Annotated in this window: 15 protein-coding genes; 10 read left to right on the forward strand and 5 right to left on the reverse strand. The window is 63.0% G+C overall.

Annotated elements, in window-relative coordinates; translation table 11 throughout:
- The first annotated feature begins 31 nt into the window (after nucleotides 1-31).
- From ASD12_RS01880 to ASD12_RS01890, 3 genes are read left to right on the forward strand one after another with little or no spacing between them, the layout of a single operon-like run.
- Nucleotides 32-283, forward strand: a complete 252-nt coding sequence (locus ASD12_RS01880; RefSeq protein WP_056581291.1) for a hypothetical protein — start codon at nucleotides 32-34, stop codon at nucleotides 281-283.
- Entirely contained in the window at nucleotides 277-3,453 is a 3,177-nt protein-coding gene (locus tag ASD12_RS01885; RefSeq protein WP_056581294.1) for a multidrug efflux RND transporter permease subunit, read from the forward strand. Before ASD12_RS01880 ends, ASD12_RS01885 begins: the two co-directional genes overlap by 7 nt.
- A gap of 15 nt (nucleotides 3,454-3,468) precedes the next feature.
- A complete protein-coding gene (locus tag ASD12_RS01890) occupies nucleotides 3,469-4,620 on the forward strand; it encodes an efflux RND transporter periplasmic adaptor subunit (protein ID WP_056581296.1) in 1,152 nt (383 codons plus the stop codon).
- Between the two features lie 21 nt (nucleotides 4,621-4,641).
- On the opposite strand, the gene ASD12_RS01895 is transcribed toward ASD12_RS01890, so the two are convergent.
- The gene (locus tag ASD12_RS01895; protein ID WP_056581300.1) at nucleotides 4,642-5,574 is read right to left on the reverse strand and encodes a LysR substrate-binding domain-containing protein; all 933 of its coding nucleotides are present in this window, start codon (nucleotides 5,572-5,574) and stop codon (nucleotides 4,642-4,644) included.
- Between the two features lie 103 nt (nucleotides 5,575-5,677).
- Between ASD12_RS01895 and ASD12_RS01900 the strand changes: the two genes are divergently transcribed.
- The 6 genes from ASD12_RS01900 to ASD12_RS01925 all read left to right on the forward strand — a co-directional run bounded on the left by ASD12_RS01900 (nucleotide 5,678) and on the right by ASD12_RS01925 (nucleotide 12,462).
- Nucleotides 5,678-6,466, forward strand: coding sequence for a 2OG-Fe(II) oxygenase (locus ASD12_RS01900; protein ID WP_056581302.1), 789 nt, complete (start codon nucleotides 5,678-5,680; stop codon nucleotides 6,464-6,466).
- Nucleotides 6,467-6,755: 289 nt separating this feature from the next.
- Entirely contained in the window at nucleotides 6,756-7,520 is a 765-nt protein-coding gene (locus ASD12_RS01905; RefSeq protein ID WP_056581304.1) for an SDR family oxidoreductase, read from the forward strand.
- 417 nt (nucleotides 7,521-7,937) lie between these two features.
- Nucleotides 7,938-8,912 carry an ABC transporter substrate-binding protein gene (locus ASD12_RS01910; protein ID WP_056581307.1) on the forward strand — a complete coding sequence of 325 codons (975 nt, stop codon included), beginning with the start codon at nucleotides 7,938-7,940 and terminating at the stop codon, nucleotides 8,910-8,912.
- 76 nt (nucleotides 8,913-8,988) lie between these two features.
- The gene (locus ASD12_RS01915; RefSeq protein ID WP_056581310.1) at nucleotides 8,989-10,074 is read left to right on the forward strand and encodes a glycine betaine/L-proline ABC transporter ATP-binding protein; all 1,086 of its coding nucleotides are present in this window, start codon (nucleotides 8,989-8,991) and stop codon (nucleotides 10,072-10,074) included.
- Nucleotides 10,071-12,053, forward strand: a complete 1,983-nt coding sequence (locus tag ASD12_RS01920) for an ABC transporter permease subunit (RefSeq protein WP_056581313.1) — start codon at nucleotides 10,071-10,073, stop codon at nucleotides 12,051-12,053. Before ASD12_RS01915 ends, ASD12_RS01920 begins: the two co-directional genes overlap by 4 nt.
- 31 nt (nucleotides 12,054-12,084) lie before the next feature.
- The gene (locus ASD12_RS01925) at nucleotides 12,085-12,462 is read left to right on the forward strand and encodes a GFA family protein (RefSeq protein ID WP_056581316.1); all 378 of its coding nucleotides are present in this window, start codon (nucleotides 12,085-12,087) and stop codon (nucleotides 12,460-12,462) included.
- Nucleotides 12,463-12,477: 15 nt separating this feature from the next.
- On the opposite strand, the gene ASD12_RS01930 is transcribed toward ASD12_RS01925, so the two are convergent.
- On the reverse strand, nucleotides 12,478-13,836 hold the full coding sequence (locus ASD12_RS01930) for an NAD(P)/FAD-dependent oxidoreductase (RefSeq protein ID WP_056581319.1): 1,359 nt from the start codon (nucleotides 13,834-13,836) through the stop codon (nucleotides 12,478-12,480).
- Nucleotides 13,837-14,095: 259 nt separating this feature from the next.
- Between ASD12_RS01930 and ASD12_RS01935 the strand changes: the two genes are divergently transcribed.
- Nucleotides 14,096-14,815, forward strand: a complete 720-nt coding sequence (locus tag ASD12_RS01935) for an XRE family transcriptional regulator (RefSeq protein ID WP_056581322.1) — start codon at nucleotides 14,096-14,098, stop codon at nucleotides 14,813-14,815.
- Here ASD12_RS01935 and ASD12_RS01940 read toward each other — a convergent pair.
- From ASD12_RS01940 to ASD12_RS01950, 3 genes are read right to left on the reverse strand one after another with little or no spacing between them, the layout of a single operon-like run.
- Entirely contained in the window at nucleotides 14,812-15,852 is a 1,041-nt protein-coding gene (locus ASD12_RS01940) for a DUF3445 domain-containing protein (RefSeq protein WP_056581326.1), read from the reverse strand. The genes ASD12_RS01935 and ASD12_RS01940 overlap by 4 nt on opposite strands.
- A gap of 9 nt (nucleotides 15,853-15,861) precedes the next feature.
- Nucleotides 15,862-16,827, reverse strand: coding sequence for a PDR/VanB family oxidoreductase (locus ASD12_RS01945; RefSeq protein WP_056581330.1), 966 nt, complete (start codon nucleotides 16,825-16,827; stop codon nucleotides 15,862-15,864).
- Nucleotides 16,824-17,420, reverse strand: coding sequence for a dimethylamine monooxygenase subunit DmmA family protein (locus tag ASD12_RS01950; RefSeq protein WP_056581333.1), 597 nt, complete (start codon nucleotides 17,418-17,420; stop codon nucleotides 16,824-16,826). Before ASD12_RS01950 ends, ASD12_RS01945 begins: the two co-directional genes overlap by 4 nt.
- Between the last annotated feature and the right edge of the window lie 15 nt (nucleotides 17,421-17,435).

Consider the following 17,435-nt stretch of genomic DNA (forward strand, 5'->3'; position numbering starts at 1 on the left):
GGCTGCGAATCGACAGACAAGGAGCCGGCCAATGCCCCAGCGCCGCGATCTTACCATAGATGAGGCCGTCCGGGATCCGATGATCCGGCTGGTCATGAAAGCAGATGGGGTCGACCCCCGCGCTTTCGAGAAGATGCTTCGCTCGCTTGCCGATGGGCAGCGTGGCGAGGTGCCGTTGCTGCGGTCACGGGAAGCCTCCCGTGACGGGCACGGCCAGTTGTCCAGGGTTGCCAGCGCCTTCGGGCGGGCAAGAGCGGCCGGGGAGGCTTGCGTCTCGTGGTAAACTTCTTCATCCACCGTCCGATCTTCGCCTCGGCGATCGCCATCATCATGGTGCTCGCCGGGACGATTTGTTATTTCCTGCTGCCCGTCTCGCAGTTTCCCGACATCACACCGCCGCAGGTCGTGGTCAGCGCCCATTATCCGGGCGCCAGCGCGCAAGTGGTGGCCGACACGGTGACGACGCCGCTGGAGCAGCAGATCAACGGCGTGCAAGGCATGACCTACATGTCGTCGACGAGCTCCAATGACGGCTCCTCGACCATCACCATCACCTTCGATGTCGGTTATTCGCTGAGCACAGCAGCCGTCGACGTCCAGAACCGCGTCTCGCAGGCCGCCTCGTCGCTGCCGGCGATCGTCAACCAGGGCGGCGTGACGATCAAGAAACAGAACCCGAATTTCGTCCTCATCGTCAACCTGACCTCGCCCGACAGTTCGGTCGATCCGGTGGCATTGAGCAACCTTGCCTATCTGCAGGTGGTCGATCCGCTGAAGCGGTTGCCCGGCGTCGGCGACGTGCAGATCTTCGGCGAGCGTCGCTATTCGATGCGCGTCTGGCTCGATCCCGACAAGCTCGCCAATCTCGGCATCACCGCAGTCGACGTCCAAAACGCCATCGCAGAGCAAAACGTCCAGGTGGCGGCCGGCAAGATCGGCCAGTCGCCGGCTCCGGCCGGTACTGCCTTCGAGATGCAGGTCAATGCCGTCGGCCGCTTGAGCGATCCCAAGGAATTCGGCGACATCGTCGTGCGCGCCAACACGGATACCGGCTCGCTGGTGCGACTGCGCGACGTTGCCCGCATCGAGCTCGGCGCGCTGCAATATTCGTCGTCGGCCTTCTTCGGCAAGGATCCGACCGTGGTGCTCGCCGTCTACCAGATGCCCGGTTCCAACGCGCTCGATCTGCAGCAGCGCGTCAAGGACAAGATGCAGGAGCTTTCGGGACGGTTCCCGAAGGGCGTCTCCTATGCGATGCACTACGACACCACCCGCTTCGTCTCGGCGTCGATGCATGACGTGCTGATCACGCTTGGCGAAGCGCTGGTGCTGGTCGTCGCCGTGGTGTTCATCTTCCTGCAGAGCTGGCGCACGACAATCATCCCGACCATCGCCATTCCGGTGTCGCTGGTGGCGACGCTGGTCGTCATGGAGATGCTCGGCTTCTCGCTCAACATGCTCTCCCTGCTCGGCATGGTGCTGGCGATTGGCCTGGTCGTCGACGATGCCATCGTCGTGGTGGAGAATGTCGAACGACAGCTGGAGGCCGGGCTCAAGCCGCTCGCGGCGACGAAGGCCGCCATGGCCGAGGTCACCGGTCCGATCATCGCCACCACCGCCGTGCTGATGGCGGTGTTCGTGCCGGTCGCTTTCATTCCCGGCGTATCCGGCAAGCTCTACAACCAGTTCGCGCTGACGGTGGCGATTTCCGTCGGCATCTCCGCCTTCAACTCGCTGACGCTGAGCCCCGCGCTCAGTGCTGCCTTCCTGCGGCATCGCGGCGAGACGCAGTTCGCCCCGTTCCGCTGGTTCAACACCGGCTTCGACAGGCTGTCGCACGCCTATGCCAATGGCGTGCGCATTCTCATCCGCTTGCGCTGGATCATGCTCGGCCTGTTCGCGGCCGGACTGGTCGCCACCTACTTCGTCTGGCAACGCCTGCCCTCGACCTTCCTTCCGGTCGAGGACCAGGGCTATTTCTTCGTCGTCATCCAGTTGCCCGACGGCGCGTCTCTGGAACGCACCGACGCGGTGGCGCAAAAGGCGCGCGACATCCTGCAGGCAACGCCCGGCGTCGACATTGTCGGCTCGATCAGCGGCCTGAACTTCCTGACCAGTGCCGCGCAATCGAACTCGGCGGTCGAATTTGCCATCCTGAAGCCCTGGGAGGAACGCGGCCCCGACCAGAGTGCCTCGAAGCTCGTCGCCGACGTACGCGGCAAGCTGATGCAGATTCCGGAAGCCTTCGCGCTGAGCTTCGATCCGCCGTCGATACCGGGTATCGGCACCACGGGCGGCTTCGAATTCGTCGTCGAGGATCTCACCGGTCGCGGCAGTTCGGCCCTCAACGATGCCACGCAAGCGGTGATAGCCGAGGCGCGCAAGCAGCCGGAGATCAACCCGCAGCAGCTGTTCTCGCCATTCTCGACCTCGACGCCGCAGTTCAACTACGACCTCGACCGCAGCAAGGCGAAACTGCTCGGCCTCAACCTGCCGGATGTGTTCAACACGCTGCAGATCTATCTCGGCTCGCTTTACGTGAACGACTTCAACCTGTTCGGCCGCACCTTCCGGGTGACCATCCAGGCCGACAAGGATGCACGTGCGGGTGCCGCCGACATTTCGCGGCTCTATGTACGCAACGCCTCCGGCGGCATGGTGCCGCTCTCGACGCTGGGCAAACTCGTGCCCTTCGTCGGCCCGGAAACCGTACCGCACTACAACAACAACGCCTCGGCCTCGATCAACGGCGGTGCCGCACCGGGTTTCTCCTCGGGCCAGGCGGTCGCCGCCATGGAACGGGCCGCGGCCACCGCACTGCCCAGGGATTTCGGTTTCGAATGGACCGGCATCACCTTCCAGGAACTCAAGGCAGGATCGATCGCGTCCGTCGTCTTCGGCCTCGCTATCGTCTTCGTCTTCCTGATCCTGGCGGCGCAATATGAGAGCTGGGCGATGCCGTTCATGGTGCTGCTGGCGGTGCCGCTCGCACTGTTCGGCGCGTTCGTGGTGCTGTGGGTGCGTGGCATGCAGATCGACGTCTACTCGCAGATCGGCTTCGTCATGCTGATCGGACTGGCGGCCAAGAACGCGATCCTGATCGTCGAGTTCGCCCGGCGACGGCGCGAAGAAGGCCTCAGTATCGTCGATGCGGCGATGGAAGCAGCACGGCTGCGGCTGCGGCCGATCCTGATGACGGCCTTCGCCTTCATCCTCGGCGTGCTGCCGCTGATGTTTGCGACCGGCGCCGGTGCGGCAAGCCGGCAGTCGATCGGCACCACCGTGTTTGGCGGCATGGTCGCGGCGACCATCCTGTCGCTGGTGTTCGTGCCGGTGTTCTACGCGGTCATCGAACAGCTGCGCGAACGCCGCGGCAATGACGAGCCCGCCTCTCAAGACAATGAACCAACTGCCGAACCCGCCTTCCCTCCCCTGGCGGAAGCGGCCGAATAAGATTGGAGACTAATCATGCGTAAATGGAAAATCGCGTTGGGAACGGCTGTCGCGCTGGGTGCGATCTCGGTGGCCAGCGTCCACCTGCTCGACATGGGCAATCTCAGCCTCAATGCCGGCACGGCAGGCGCGGCGCCTGCTCCTGCGGCGTTCGTCATGCCGGTGCCGGTGGTCAGCGTCGTCAGAAAGACGATCCCGATCTATCTCGACTATGCCGCGCGGACGGAGCCTATCCGCAGCATCACCTTGCAGGCCAGGATTCCTGGCTATCTGCAGGAGCAGATCGCTGCTGACGGGGTCGACGTCCGGCAAGGCGATCTTCTTTACAAGATCTCACCGGACGACTTCCAGGCGGCTCTTGACCAAGCGAAGGCCCAGGTACAGCGCGACACGGCGACGCTCGACTATGCCCGCTCCAGCCTTGGCCGCGGCACCGAGCTTGCCAAGAGCGGCTACCTCGCCAAGGACGGCTTCGACCAGCGCACCAGCACCTTGCGCGAAGCGCAGGCGTCGCTGGCGCTCAACCAGGCTGCCGTTAGAACGGCAGAGCTCAATCTGAGCTATGCCGAAATCCGCGCGCCGTTTGGCGGACGCCTGGGCCGCAACCAGGCCTCGGTCGGAACCCTGGTCAGCGTCGCCGGCACGGTGCTCAACACGCTGGTGCAGCTCGATCCGATCTACGTCACCTTCAATCCGAGCGAGACGGATCTGGCCGAAATCGAGCAGGCCCGTGCGAACGGCCCGATCGAGGTCGAGGTCTTGCTTCCCGGCGAGACCGAGGCCAGCCAGAAGGGCGAACTCACCTTCATCGACAATTCGGTCGACCGTTCGACCGGCACGATCACGGCACGCGCCACGATCGGCAACGGCAAGTTCAAGCTGCTGCCTGGCCAGTATGTTCGGGTCCGGCTGCATGTGAGGCAGCAGGCCGACGCGCTGATGGTGCCGCAGACCGCGCTGGGCTCGAGCCAGCTCGGCAAATATCTCTACGTCGTCGGCAAAGGCAACACGGTCGATCAACGGCTGGTCTCGCTCGGGCCGACGAGCGGCGATCAGGTGGCCATACTGAGCGGCGTCGCCGAGGGCGACCAGGTGATCACAGGCAATCTGCAGAAGATCGGCCCCGGAGCACCGGTGTCGCCGATGCCGGAAAAGCCGGCAACCTGAACACCCCCGTCAGGTCCGGCTTCAGCGCGGCGCCCCGACCTTCCCACAGGTCGCGGGCGCCGTTTTCGTGAGCAGTTCCACCAGGCCGGCGACATCGGCGCGGTCGGCCTTGGCCGGCGGCATGAACGCGCAGTAGGGATGGCCGAGGCGAACCGATACGGGTGAGAGCTCGATCAGCCGCCCCGCTTCCAGATCGGCGCGAGCCATGACCCGCTGACCAAGCGCGATGCCCAGGCCCAACCTCGCCGAGGCGATCGCCAGGCTGGACAGGCCAACGCGACGCCCGTGCGACGGATCGGGTGAGCGGCTGCCGCCGGAGGCCGCGAACCAATCCGCCCAAGTCGGGTGCGAGGCATAGTTCGGCCCCCAATTGGTGTGGATGAATTGGCTCTCGTGCAGATCGGCCAGACTGGGATCGCCATTGCCGTGCCGGCGCCAGAATTCCGGCGCGCAGACGGGCAGGACGTCGTCGTGGACGAGACGGACGAGCTTCAATCCGGGATAGTGATAGTCGCCATAGCTGATGCGCAGATCGATGTTCTGGCGCATCAGGTCGACCGGGTCGTCCTCGACCCGAACGTCGATCGCCATCTGCGGGAAGGCATCGAGAAGCATCGCCAGCCTCGGCGCCAGCCACAGTTCGGCCAGCGAGAACGGCACGCTGACGACCAGACGCGTCCGCAAGCCGCCCTCCAGCATGCGCCGGCCTATGGCGGCGATGTCGCCCAAAGCCTTCGCTGTCTGCGGATAGATGGCGTGGCCGGCGTCGGTGAGCGCGATGCGGTTGCCGCTGCGCACGAACAGCTGCTTGCCGAACCAGGTTTCGAGATTGCGGATCTGCTGGCTGACCGCCGCCGACGACACGCCGAGTTCAGAGGCGGCCAGAGTGAAGCTGCCGGCACGCGCCGCAACCTCGAAAGCCTTGATCGCATTCAGCGGGGGCAGGCGTTCCATATCCCCTCCATAAGTTTTTCTTGCTCAATCCTAACTATTTTCCGCATTGAGAGAAAGATTTTTTTGCCGTCTCATAGGGCCCACAACCTTCGGAGCTATGACGATGAAAGACATTCTCGATCTCGACCGCTACCCGCTCGATCGCGAAGGCAGCGCCGAATGGCAACGCCTCGTCCGACAATCCATCGCCGCGCTCGAAGCCGACGGCATGTTCAATCTCGAAGAGTTTTTGCGCCCCGGCGTGGCTGAGAAAGCCGTGCGCGAAATCCAGCCGGTGATGGCCGCGCGATCGCATGTGCACAAGCGGATGCACAACATCTACTTCAAGCCCGACATTCCCGAGCTTGCACCCGACCATCCGGCGCTGCGCAAGGTCGAGACAACAAGCCACACCGTCTGCGCCGACCAGATTCCGGGCAGCGTCGTGCTCGCCATCTACGAATACGGGCCGCTGCTGCACTTCCTGGCGGCAACGATGGGCAAGACCAGACTGCATGTCATGCAGGATCCGCTGGCCCGAACCAACGTCATGGCCTATCGCGCCGGCGAGGCCCTGAACTGGCATTTCGACCGTTCGGAATTCACGACGACGCTGTTGTTGCAGGCAGCGGAGCGTGGCGGCGACCTCGAATATCGCACCGATCTGCGATCTGACGACAATCCGAACTATGATGGCGTCGCCAGATTGCTTGAAGGGCGTGACCCCGATGCAAAAATCCTGCGCATGAAGCCGGGCACGCTGAATGTCTTCCGCGGCAAGAACACCGCGCATCGCGTCACCACCGTCGAAGGCGAGCGCGAGCGCATGATCGCGGTGTTTTCCTACTATGAGAAGCCCGGTGTGATGTTCAGCGCCGAGGAGCGTGTCGGTTTCTACGGCCGCGCAGCCTGAGGCTGAAGAAACAGCCATGCCAGCGGTTCCCAGGAATCCGAAGATGACCTCTTGTTAGATTGTCGACAATCTGCTTGCCTTGCTTTCGGTTTCCTTGGGAGCAGCCGAATGGGGAAAGCGGAGTCCACCACGAACTGGTCGACAAGATCCTGGTCGACGGCGTCGAAATCCGCAAGGAAGCCACGGCCGCGTCGAGCGGATATTTCTGAGCGTCGACGCCGCTTGCGCGGGGGCGCTTGATCGAAGCACGGTTCAGCGCATACCCTCCCCGAGGCAGGGAGGGCTATCGATGGATCTTTTCAAGCTGGACGGCGATGTCGCGCTGGTCACCGGCGCCGGCAGCGGCATCGGCCAGGCAATCGCGATCGGACTGGCCGAGGCAGGCGCCGACGTCGCCTGTTTCGGCCATGCGTCGAAGGGTGGGCTGGACGAAACCGCGCACCGGATCACGGCGCTCGGCCGCAAGGCGCTGGTGCTAACCGGAACGGTGACGTCGCAGAGCGATCTCGCGGCGGCGATCGATCGCGTCGAGGCGGAACTCGGTGCGCTGACCGTCGCAGTCAACAATGCCGGCATTGCCGGCTCTGAACCCGCCGAAACGATGCCGCTGGAGACATGGCGGAAGGTGCACGAGGTCAATGTCGCCGGTGTCTTCCTGTCCTGTCAGGCCGAAGCGCGCAAGATGCTGGCGCGAGGCAAGGGCTCGATCATCAACATCGCATCGATGTCGGGCACCATCGTCAACCGGGGCCTGACGCAGGCGCACTACAACTCTTCGAAGGCCGCCGTCATCCACATGTCGAAGAGCCTCGCCATGGAGTGGGCCGATCGCGGCTTGCGCGTCAACGTCGTCAGCCCAGGCTACACGCTGACGCCGATGAACAAGCGGCCGGAGGTGGCGGAAGAGGTGAAGATCTTCAAGCGCGACACGCCGATGGGGCGGATGGCGGCGCCGGAGGAAATGGTCGGGCCGACGGTGTTCCTGGCCAGCCGCGCAGCGAGTTTCGTCACCGGCCTCGACCTGATTGTCGATGGCGGCTACGTCTGTTGGTAGGGTTCGACTTCGCCTGCAGTCTGAATTTATATGTCCCGTGAGGCGTTAGTCGTTGCACGACATGAACCTTGGTATATATAATTTCATCCTATGAAACGGCCTTGGCGAGTTGGGGCTTGCCGGTCGACAGCCGAGAACATGGAACCTTGATGGCTCGCACCTTGCAGGGCGCCGCAAGACTGGCAATCGATCCGCAGATGACCGCTCCCGCAGCGATCCGTCGGCAGCCATGACGCGGACACTCCAATCCTGTTCCATCATCACTAGAATTGAGCACCATCTTGCCTGCGCTGGCCAAAGCCGGGGCAACAATTTGGCGCCGACGGCCTTGCGCAAAGACCAGTCTTTCCAACACAATCAAGAAAAGCCGCAAGAAGGGAACGAACGATAATTTTCACAGCTTGAAGGAGAACAAGCATGTCACTTCGCAGTGTGATTTCGAACCTAACAATGGGAGCCTTCGCACTCGCCGCGGCGAGTGCACTGACACCTTCCGCCCAAGCCGCCGCACCGGAGTCCAACGATCCGATCAAGATCGCGCTGTTCGACTGGACCAGCGTCAATCTGAACGCCAAGATCCTCGGCGGCATCCTGGAAAAGCTCGGCTACACCGTCGAGTATCCCACCGCCGACTACCTCTCCAGCCTGACCACCGGCCTCACCAATGGCGACCTCGATATCGGCCTGGAGTTCTGGGACACGACCGCCGGCGAAGCCATGAAGGCATCCGATGCCACCGGCCAGACCGAACGGCTGGGCAAGCTCGGACCCAAGGCCAAGGAAGAATGGTGGTTTCCCGAATACATGAAAGAGAAATGCCCGGGCCTGCCCAACTGGGAAGCGCTCAAGGATCCGAAATGCGCCGAAGCCTTCTCGACGGCGGAGACCGCACCGAAGGGTCGCTATCTCGGAGGTCCGGTGACCTGGGAAGGCTTTGACGACGAGCGTGTCGAGGCGCTGAAACTGCCCTTCACCGTCATCCATGCCGGCACCGACGCGGCGATGTTCGCCGAGCTGGATTCTGCCTATCAGCGCAAGGCGCCGATCATGCTGTGGATCTATTCGCCGCATTGGGCGCCGGCCAAATACAAGGGCGAGTGGGTCGAATTCCCCGAATACACACCCGAGTGCTACAACGACCCGAAATGGGGCGTGAACCCAGACGCCAAATATGACTGCGGCAAGCCGCATGGCGAGATCTGGAAATACTCCTGGTCCGGCATGAAAGACAAATGGCCTGTCGCCTACAAGGTGGCGAAGGCCTACACGATCGACACAGACGAGCTCAACAAGATGAGCGGCGAGATCGACCTGGACGGCAAGACGCCGGAAGACGTCGCCGCTGCCTGGATCGCCGCCCACGAGGCCGACTGGAAAGCCTGGGCGCAGTGATCGTTCCAACTGGAAAATGAGACCCGGCTGCATGATCAGCCGGGCCTCACTGTTGATGTTCCAGAAGGACGTTTGAATGACGGAGAAGACTGAACAGGGGTTGAACGGAGCGGGCGCGCCAAAAGATGTCCGTCCGATAAAACTTGCCTGCCGCAATGTCTGGAAGCTGTTCGGATCGAACGCGGCCCGTTTCATCCGCGAACGCGACGGCAAGGCCAGCATGGCCGACGTCACCGCTGCCGGGCTGGTGGGTGCGGTGCGCGCCGTCGACCTCGAAATCCGCCAGGGCGAGATCTTCATCATCATGGGCCTGTCGGGCTCCGGCAAGTCGACGCTGGTGCGTTGCATGTCGCGGCTGGTCGAGCCGACCCATGGCAAGGTCGAGTTCGAGGGCAATGACCTGCTGAAAATCTCGGATGCAGCACTCATCGAATTGCGCCGACACCGCATGGGCATGGTCTTCCAGAATTTTGCGCTCTTGCCACATCTCAATGTGCTGGAGAACATCGCCTTCCCGCTCAGCATCCAGGGGCAGGATCGGCCGACACGCGAGGCACGGGCGCGCGAGGTGATCGAGCTTGTCGGCCTGCGCGGTCGTGAGCATTTCTATCCGCGCGAACTGTCCGGCGGCCAGCAGCAGCGTGTCGGCATCGCACGCAGCCTGGCGACAAAACCGGAAATCTGGTTCCTCGACGAGCCATTCTCGGCGCTCGACCCGCTGATCCGCCGCGAAATGCAGGACGAGCTGATGCGGCTGCAAACCATGCTGCACAAAACCATCGTCTTCATCACTCACGATTTCGACGAGGCTATCCGGCTGGCCGACCGCATCGCCATCATGAAGGACGGCGAGGTCATCCAGATCGGCACGCCGGAGGAGCTGGTGGTCAATCCGGCGACCGACTACGTGGCCGAGTTCACCCGCGACGTCGACCGCGCCAAGGTGATTTCGGCGCGCAGCCTGATGCGCGCCTGCGACGGCTCGGAGCACGGCGGCACGGTGGCGCCAGGTGCCAAGATCGCCAGCTTCTCAGCCGGTATCGTTGCCGCCAACAAGCCGTTCGCGGTGGTCAACGGCACCGGCAAACCGATCGGCGAGGTGACGCCGCAAGCGGTGATCGATCTGCTGGCCGGCATCGATCGCTCAAGGGCCGGCGCATGACGGTGACGGCAAGCGCCAGCGAGGCAAGGTCGCGGCCGATTCAGATCTGGCTGCTGATCTGGGCGTTCGCGCTTGCCGCCGTGCTTGTCGTGTTCCTGTTGCAGGACCGCCTGCCCTGGGCGGTCAACTATCCGGCCAGCGCCGTCGTGCCGATCGCCGACTGGGTCAGTGCGCTTATGCGCTGGATCAAGTCGAACCTGTCGTGGCTGACCCGCTCGATCACCGCGGTGCTCGGCGTTCCCCTCGATTTCGCGCTCAATCTGCTGGCCAAGAATTTCAAGATCGGTCACGGCACTGATGCCTATGTGCTGCCGCGCCTGTCCTGGGTTGGCGTCTGCGCTGCCGCTTTCCTCGCCGGACATGCCGTTGGCGGCAGAAAACTCAGCCTGCTGGTCGGTGGCTGCTTCCTCTACATCGCCCTGTTCGGCCAATGGACCAGTGCCATGCTGACGCTGGCGCTGATCTCAATCGCCGTGCCGTTCTGCATCGTCACCGGGCTGTTCGCCGGCATCTGGGCGTGGCGCAAGCCGTGGGCGGAAAGGCTCATCGTCTCCCCTGCCCTTGACCTGATGCAGACGATCCCGACCTTCGCCTATCTTATCCCGATGCTGCTGCTGTTCGGCAACAGCCCGGTTTCGGCGATGATCGCGACGGCCATCTTCGCCACGCCGCCGATGGTGCGGGCGACGATGCTGGGGTTGTCGCGGGTGCCGCCCGAGATCGACGATTTCAGCGAAATGGCCGGCTGCACGGCGCGGCAGAAACTGTGGCGGGTGCTGCTACCGTCGGCGCGGTCGACACTGATGATCGGCGTCAACCAGGTCATCATGCTGGCGCTGAATATGGTCATCATCGCCTCGATGATCGGCGCCGGCGGCCTCGGCTACGACGTGCTTCTGGCCCTGCGCGCGCTGAAGGTCGGCGAAGCGATGGAAGCCGGTCTCGCCATCGTGGCGCTGGCCATCGCGCTCGATCGGTTGAGCCAGGCCATCGCGCACAAACAGGCAAAGGGCCATGTCCACCGGGAGATGAGAGCGAGGTTCTGGTGGCGCTACCCCAACCTGACGCTGGCCATCGCCATCCTTGTCGTCACAACGCTGCTCGGCCTGTTCGTTCCGGCCTTCGCGGCGATGCCGAAAGCGATCACCTTCACCACCGCGCCGCCGTGGAAAGCGGCGGTGAACTGGGTGACGGTCAATTTCTTCGACACGATCGAGGCGTTTCGCGTGGCGCTCATCCTGAACGTGCTGAATCCGCTGCGCGCCTTTTGCGAAGGGTTTCCTTGGCTGGGTGCCGTCTTCCTGCTCGGCCTTGCCGGCTATCAGCTCTCCGGCCTGCGGCTGGCGGTATTGGTCGCCACACTGACCGCCTTCTGCGCCGTCACCGGCCTGTGGGAAAAAACCATGGCGACGGTCTATCTCTGCGGCATTTCGGCTTTCATCGCGTGCCTGATCGGCATCCCCATCGGCCTGATGGCCTCACGCAGCGACCGCTTCGAGAAGATCGTCACGCCGGTCATCGATACGCTGCAGGTGCTGCCGTCCTTCTGCTTCATCATTCCGGTGGTGATGCTATTTAGGGTCGGCGACGTCACCGCGATGATTGCCACCGTCGCCTTCGCGGTGGTGCCGGCCATCCGCTACACCAATCATGGCATCAGGCAGGTGTCGCCGGCGCTGATCGAGGCGGCCAAAGTTTCGGGCTGTACGCCGCGCCAGACCTTCTTTCGCGTGCAATTGCCGCTGGCGCTGCCGGAGATCATGCTGGGCGTCAACCAGACGATCCTGATGGCGCTGGCGATGATCATCATCTGCGCCATGGTTGGCACCCGCGACCTCGGTCAGGAAGTGTTCATCGCGTTGTCCAAGGCCGATTCCGGCCGTGGCATCGTCGCCGGTCTCGCCATCGCCTTCATCGGCATCGTCGCCGACCGGCTGTTCAGCGCCTGGACGGCGAAGGCCAGGGCAAGGCTAGGGTAGGATTCTGCCGAACTCTGCAAAGGAGAGAGTGATGACAAGCCGGACAGCTCGCTGCACCTGCGGCCAATTGCAGATCCGCTGCCCGCAAGAGCCGGCCAAGGTCTCGCTTTGCCATTGCCTGGACTGCCAGCGGCGGACCGGCAGTCCGTTCGGGATCGCCGCCTTCTTTGATGCCGCCGAGACCGAGATCAGCGGCTCATTCCAGTCATACCAACGCGATTCCGACAGCGGCTTTCCCGTCACCTTCCATTTCTGCGGAACGTGCGGCTCGACGGTCTTCTGGTATCCGTCACGGAGACCCGCAGCGGTGGCCGTTGCCGTCGGCTGCTTCGCTGACCCGTCGTTCCCGGCGCCGACACAGTCAGTCTACGACAAGAGTCGCCACGACTGGGTCGCAGCGCCGGCCTGACGGCAAGCCCGCCGGTTACTCCGCCGCAACCCCCTTCACCTCGAGATAACTCTCCATCGAATCGTCCAGCGCCTGCAGCCAAGGCGTGTGGTGCAGCGGCGCCATGGTGCCGGTCATCAGCGAGCGGTAGGCGTGGTCGCGGAAGCTCATAATGTCTTCGCCCTTGTGGTGTTCCCACTCCATGAAGGTCTGGTTGACCGCCTCGACGTCGAAGCCGGGATAGTCGGTCTGGTCCATCAATTCCTTGGTGTAGTCGCCCTGGAACCAGATCATCTGCTCGGCGTCTTCCAGCGTCTCCTCGCGCGCGCGCCACTTCGCGCCGTGTTCCGCCATCGCCTCGGCCGAGGGCAGCTTGATGCGGCCCATGATGACGTCACGGGCGAACCAGGCCTGCGCGTCGAACATGTTGAAGGTGTAGAACTGGTCCTGCATGCCGATATAGAACAGCTTCGGGTTCTTCTCCCACACCACGCCTTCATAGAGATCCAGCGGCCACATGCGATTGGCGGTCTTGAGCTTGAGGTCGTCGGTGAGGAAAGGGAAGGAATGCAGATACCCGGTGCACAGGATGATGGCGTCGACATCCTTGGTGGTGCCATCCTTGAAATGCGCGGTCTTGCCGACGACCTTCTGCAGCAGCGACACCTCTTTCCAATTGTCAGGCCATTTGAAGCCCATCGGCTTCGAGCGGTAGCTGGAGGTGATCGATTTAGCGCCGTACTTGTAGCATTGCGAGCCGATGTCCTCGGCCGAATAGGAGCGGCCGATGATCAGGATATCCTTGCCCTTGAACTCCATCGCGTCGCGGAAATCATGGCTGTGCAGGATGCGGCCGTTGAAGGTCGAGAAACCTTCGAAATAGGGCACGTTGGGCACCGAGAAATGCCCAGAAGCGACGACGACATTGTCGAATTCTTCCGAATAGGTGACGTCGTTGGTGCGGTCATGGGCGGTGACAGTGAATTTCTTCGTCGCGTCGGAGAAGGTGACCATGCGCACCGGGCTGTTGAAGCGCACCCATTTGCGCAGGCCGGATTTTTCGACGCGGCCCTTGATGTAGTCCCACAGCACGGCGCGCGGCGGATAGGAGCCGATCGGCCGGCCGAAATGCTCCTCGAAGGTGTAGTCGGCGAATTCCAGGCATTCCTTTGGCCCATTCGACCAGAGGTAGCGGTACATCGAGCCGTGCACCGGGTCGCCATGCTCGTCGAGACCGGTGCGCCAGGTGTAGTTCCACAGGCCGCCCCAGTCCGACTGCTTTTCGAAGCAGACGATTTCGGGAATGTCGGCGCCCTTGTCGGCCGCCGACTTGAAGGCCCTGAGCTGTGCCAGGCCGGACGGGCCGGCTCCGATGACGGCAACGCGACTTTTCATTGCAGGCCTCCCGATCTGAATTGCTCTTACGAAACAAATTTCACTCACAGGGACAGTAATTCGCCCTTTCGTGCTGTCAACAGTCCGGTGCTGAAACTAGGTTCCACCGCGGTGGATTTCCTGCGAAAAACCAGACGCGGCTAAACGCCGGATCATGCGCATGCGCCTTCAGGCGACTTGCCGTCGCGGTTGCGCTGCTGTATCGGCACCTGACATGTTCACCTAGAGTGAAATAAATCCCAGGAGTGCCGGGGGCGACATGGCGAAGAAAACTTCCGATTCCAAGGCTGGTCCCACGGCCGCAAAGGCCAAGCCGCTGCCAAAGGTCTCGGCCGACGGGAAAACCATCCGCGCGCCGCTGACGCAGAACCCGCATGCCATTCGCGACACCCGCGAAAAGGTGCTGGAGGTCGCGATCGGCCGCGAGGTGCGGGCCTTCCGCAAGAAGCTCGGCATCACCGTCGCCGATCTCGCCGTCGCCACCGACATTTCGCTCGGCATGCTGTCGAAGATCGAGAACGGTATCACCTCGCCCTCCCTGACTACGTTGCAGGCGCTGTCGCGGGCACTCGGCGTTCCCGTCACCGCATTCTTCCGCCGCTTCGAGGAGGAGCGCAGCGCCGTCTTCGTCAAGGCGGGCGAAGGCCTCGATGTCGAGCGCCGCGGCACGCGCGCCGGTCACCAGTACAACCTGCTCGGCCATATCGGCTCCAACACCAGCGGCGTCGTCGTCGAACCCTACCTGATCACGCTGACCGAGGATTCCGACGTGTTCCCGACCTTCCAGCATGAGGGCATGGAGTTCCTGTACATGCTCGAAGGCGAGGTCGTTTACCGGCACGGCAGCAACCTCTACCCGATGAAGCCCGGCGACAGCCTGTTCTTCGACGCCGACGCACCGCACGGACCGGAGCAACTGACGCGACTGCCGATGCGCTATCTCTCGATCATCTGCTATCCGCAAAACAGCGCGGGTTAGTCCGGTCCGAACCCCGGGCTCGTCGGACTGCCGTCATCCAGCTTCGACAGCCATTCGACCAGCGTCGGCCGATAGCGCGTGAGCCCCTTGTAGGTGGCGAGTTCGTCTGGAAGGTCGCGGATGACGCGATGCAGGCGCCGTGCCCATTTCGGCTGCGTCACCAGTTCGTCCATCTTGATCAGATAGCAGCGGATCGGAAAGACGATGCCGTTCGAACGCGGCAGCCGCCAGAAGCTCTGCAGTTCGACGCGAAGATGCACCTTGTCGCCGACATTCTCCGGCGTCACCGTGGTGCGGTCCGGACCCCATTTGTGGTAGTTCTCCGGGCTGGTGTCGAGGCGCGGGTTGATGGTCATCGTCCAGTTCAGGCGCCGGGCCGGCTTGCCTTGCTGGATGTTGGTGAGGAATTTCAGCGCCCTGACAAAAATCCCCTTTTCATGCGCCAGTGGTACCGGCGCGTGCCATTCGAAGAAGTTCATGCCGATGTCGAAATCGAGCGACCAGTCGGCCTGGGTGGTGACCATGCCGGCATCCATCCACAGATTGCCGTCACGCTGGTCGAGGATGCAGAAATCGCCCTGGCTCTGCCGCGTGATGTATTCCATCGGCCCGTAAGGCAGCGTCGAGGTGTCGCCGAAGGTGAAGGTGTCGTCGATGCCTAGCGGCCGGTTGATCCAGCGCCAGCGGTCGCCGTCGCGCGTCAGCGTGAAATGCTCGGGATAGCCTGAAGCCTGCTGCTCCATCAAAAGCTCGAGCAGGTCCCAGCCGGCCAGCGTCATGTGCGGCAGCGACTGGCAGCGCAGCGGATCCTCGGCCAGCACCAGCGCGCGGTCCTGCATCTCGGCGACATAGTGCTCGTCGACGTCGATCAGGTTTTCCAGCACGCTGCCCTTCGGGCCGACGACATGCGGCTCGATGTTGACCGCATACATGTAAGCGTCTTCGTGGAACGGAAACGGGAAGCGCTTGATGTGCTCCGGGCTGTTCTTGAAGGTGAAGTCGTCGCGGAACGTTTCCTTGCGAAAGGTGATGCCCATGATTTTCTCCTACCGCTCCAGGACCAGCGACTGGCCTTCGAAGCGCGACACGCACGGCATGATCTTCTTGCCCGAACGGTGCTCTTCCTCGCTCAGCCAATGGTCGTTGTGGATGAACTTGCCGTCCGAAGAGATGACGTTGGTTTCGCACTGGCCGCAGACGCCGCCGCGGCAGAGATAGGGCGGATCGACGCCGGCCGCCTCGATCGCTTCCAGCAGGCTCTGCTGCTCATCGACGCGGATCGTCTTGCCGCTGACGGCGAGCGTCACATCGAACGGCAGTCCGGGCTGGGGTGCCGCGAAATGCTCGAAATGCACGGTTTCCGCCGGCCAGCCAAGGCTTGCCGCGCGATCGCGCACCCAGTTGATCATCCCCGCCGGGCCGCAGACATAGAGATGCGTGCCGAGCGGCTGCGTCGACAGCAACCGGTCGAGTTCGATGCGCTCGTCAAGGTCGTCATGATAGAGCCTGACCCGGCGATCGTAGCGTTCGCGCAGCACATCGGCATAGGTGCCGAGCGATGCGGTGCGGCAGGTGTAGTGCAGTTCGAAATTGCCGCCTTCCGCCGCAAGCTGAGCGGTCTGCGCCATGAACGGCGTGATGCCGATGCCGCCGGCCAGCATCAGATGCTTCCTGGCGCGCAGGTCGAGCGAGAACAGATTGACCGGATAGCTGACCACCATCTCCATGCCGGGCTTGACGCTCCGGTGCATGAACAGCGAGCCGCCACGGCCGACATCGTCGCGCCGCACGGAGATCGTGTATTCGCGCGTGTCGAGCGGCGAGCCCATCAGCGAATAGGGATTGAGCCGGGTGCGCTCGCCATCGCGCATCTCGACCACGACATGGGCACCGCCGGAAAAGGTCGGCAAAAGCTCGCCGTCGCGCCGGCGGAAATGGAAGCGGGTGACCAGATCGTTGACCGGGACGACATCGCTGACCACGACATCGAGTTTTGTTGTTCCGGTGCTCATCGAAAAATCTCCTCCATCGGAGGAATCTCTGAGCGATCTTCCGCATTGATGCAGACGCCCTGGAACGCCGCGATGCGCCTGGAATAGTGATCGCGCACCAGCAGCAGCAGGCCGCAATGCGCACAGGTCGCCGGCTGCGTGGTCACGTTCTCGGTGATGCCCTTGCAGTGGACGCATTGCATGCGCCGCGCCAGCGAACCGCGGTGCTCGGTCTGTATCGAGGTGTGGTCGATGCCGGTTTCCAGCGCCACCTGCATCGCTTGGCCGATCAGGCCCTCGGTGCCCGAGAGATAGAGGCGCACGCCCATATGCGCGTTGGCGAGTGTCTGCCTGAGCCGTGGCAGCAGGCTGGCGAAGGACGGCGCCTGATGAAACTGCGCCGGTTTCAGCGCTTCGAGCGCGGCGATGTGTTTGCCGTCAGGCCCGGGAATGAAGACGATTTCGGCGTCGTCGAAAAACCCGGGCGGCGCCCTCTCGGCCATCTCCGCTATCGCCAGCGCCCCTTCCGCATCCGCGATAAAAAGATGCTGTTTGCCGGGTTGCGGAGACAAGGTTCCGTAAACGGGCCGGCTGATGATACTTTTGGCTGCCATTTAAGTCTTCGTGCC

It is taken from the genome of Mesorhizobium sp. Root102, assembly GCF_001425625.1.
GTDB lineage: Bacteria > Pseudomonadota > Alphaproteobacteria > Rhizobiales > Rhizobiaceae > Mesorhizobium.

What these genes read in the sequence shown, in the direction of transcription:
- ASD12_RS01880 (WP_056581291.1), top strand. Translation starts at nt 32, where the DNA reads ATGCCCCAGCGCCGCGATCTTACCATAGATGAGGCCGTCCGGGATCCG.
- ASD12_RS01890 (WP_056581296.1), top strand. Translation starts at nt 3,469, where the DNA reads ATGCGTAAATGGAAAATCGCGTTGGGAACGGCTGTCGCGCTGGGTGCG.
- ASD12_RS01895 (WP_056581300.1), bottom strand. Translation starts at nt 5,574, where the DNA reads ATGGAACGCCTGCCCCCGCTGAATGCGATCAAGGCTTTCGAGGTTGCG.
- ASD12_RS01900 (WP_056581302.1), top strand. Translation starts at nt 5,678, where the DNA reads ATGAAAGACATTCTCGATCTCGACCGCTACCCGCTCGATCGCGAAGGC.
- ASD12_RS01905 (WP_056581304.1), top strand. Translation starts at nt 6,756, where the DNA reads ATGGATCTTTTCAAGCTGGACGGCGATGTCGCGCTGGTCACCGGCGCC.
- ASD12_RS01910 (WP_056581307.1), top strand. Translation starts at nt 7,938, where the DNA reads ATGTCACTTCGCAGTGTGATTTCGAACCTAACAATGGGAGCCTTCGCA.
- ASD12_RS01915 (WP_056581310.1), top strand. Translation starts at nt 8,989, where the DNA reads ATGACGGAGAAGACTGAACAGGGGTTGAACGGAGCGGGCGCGCCAAAA.
- ASD12_RS01920 (WP_056581313.1), top strand. Translation starts at nt 10,071, where the DNA reads ATGACGGTGACGGCAAGCGCCAGCGAGGCAAGGTCGCGGCCGATTCAG.
- ASD12_RS01925 (WP_056581316.1), top strand. Translation starts at nt 12,085, where the DNA reads ATGACAAGCCGGACAGCTCGCTGCACCTGCGGCCAATTGCAGATCCGC.
- ASD12_RS01930 (WP_056581319.1), bottom strand. Translation starts at nt 13,836, where the DNA reads ATGAAAAGTCGCGTTGCCGTCATCGGAGCCGGCCCGTCCGGCCTGGCA.
- ASD12_RS01935 (WP_056581322.1), top strand. Translation starts at nt 14,096, where the DNA reads ATGGCGAAGAAAACTTCCGATTCCAAGGCTGGTCCCACGGCCGCAAAG.
- ASD12_RS01940 (WP_056581326.1), bottom strand. Translation starts at nt 15,852, where the DNA reads ATGGGCATCACCTTTCGCAAGGAAACGTTCCGCGACGACTTCACCTTC.
- ASD12_RS01945 (WP_056581330.1), bottom strand. Translation starts at nt 16,827, where the DNA reads ATGAGCACCGGAACAACAAAACTCGATGTCGTGGTCAGCGATGTCGTC.
- ASD12_RS01950 (WP_056581333.1), bottom strand. Translation starts at nt 17,420, where the DNA reads ATGGCAGCCAAAAGTATCATCAGCCGGCCCGTTTACGGAACCTTGTCT.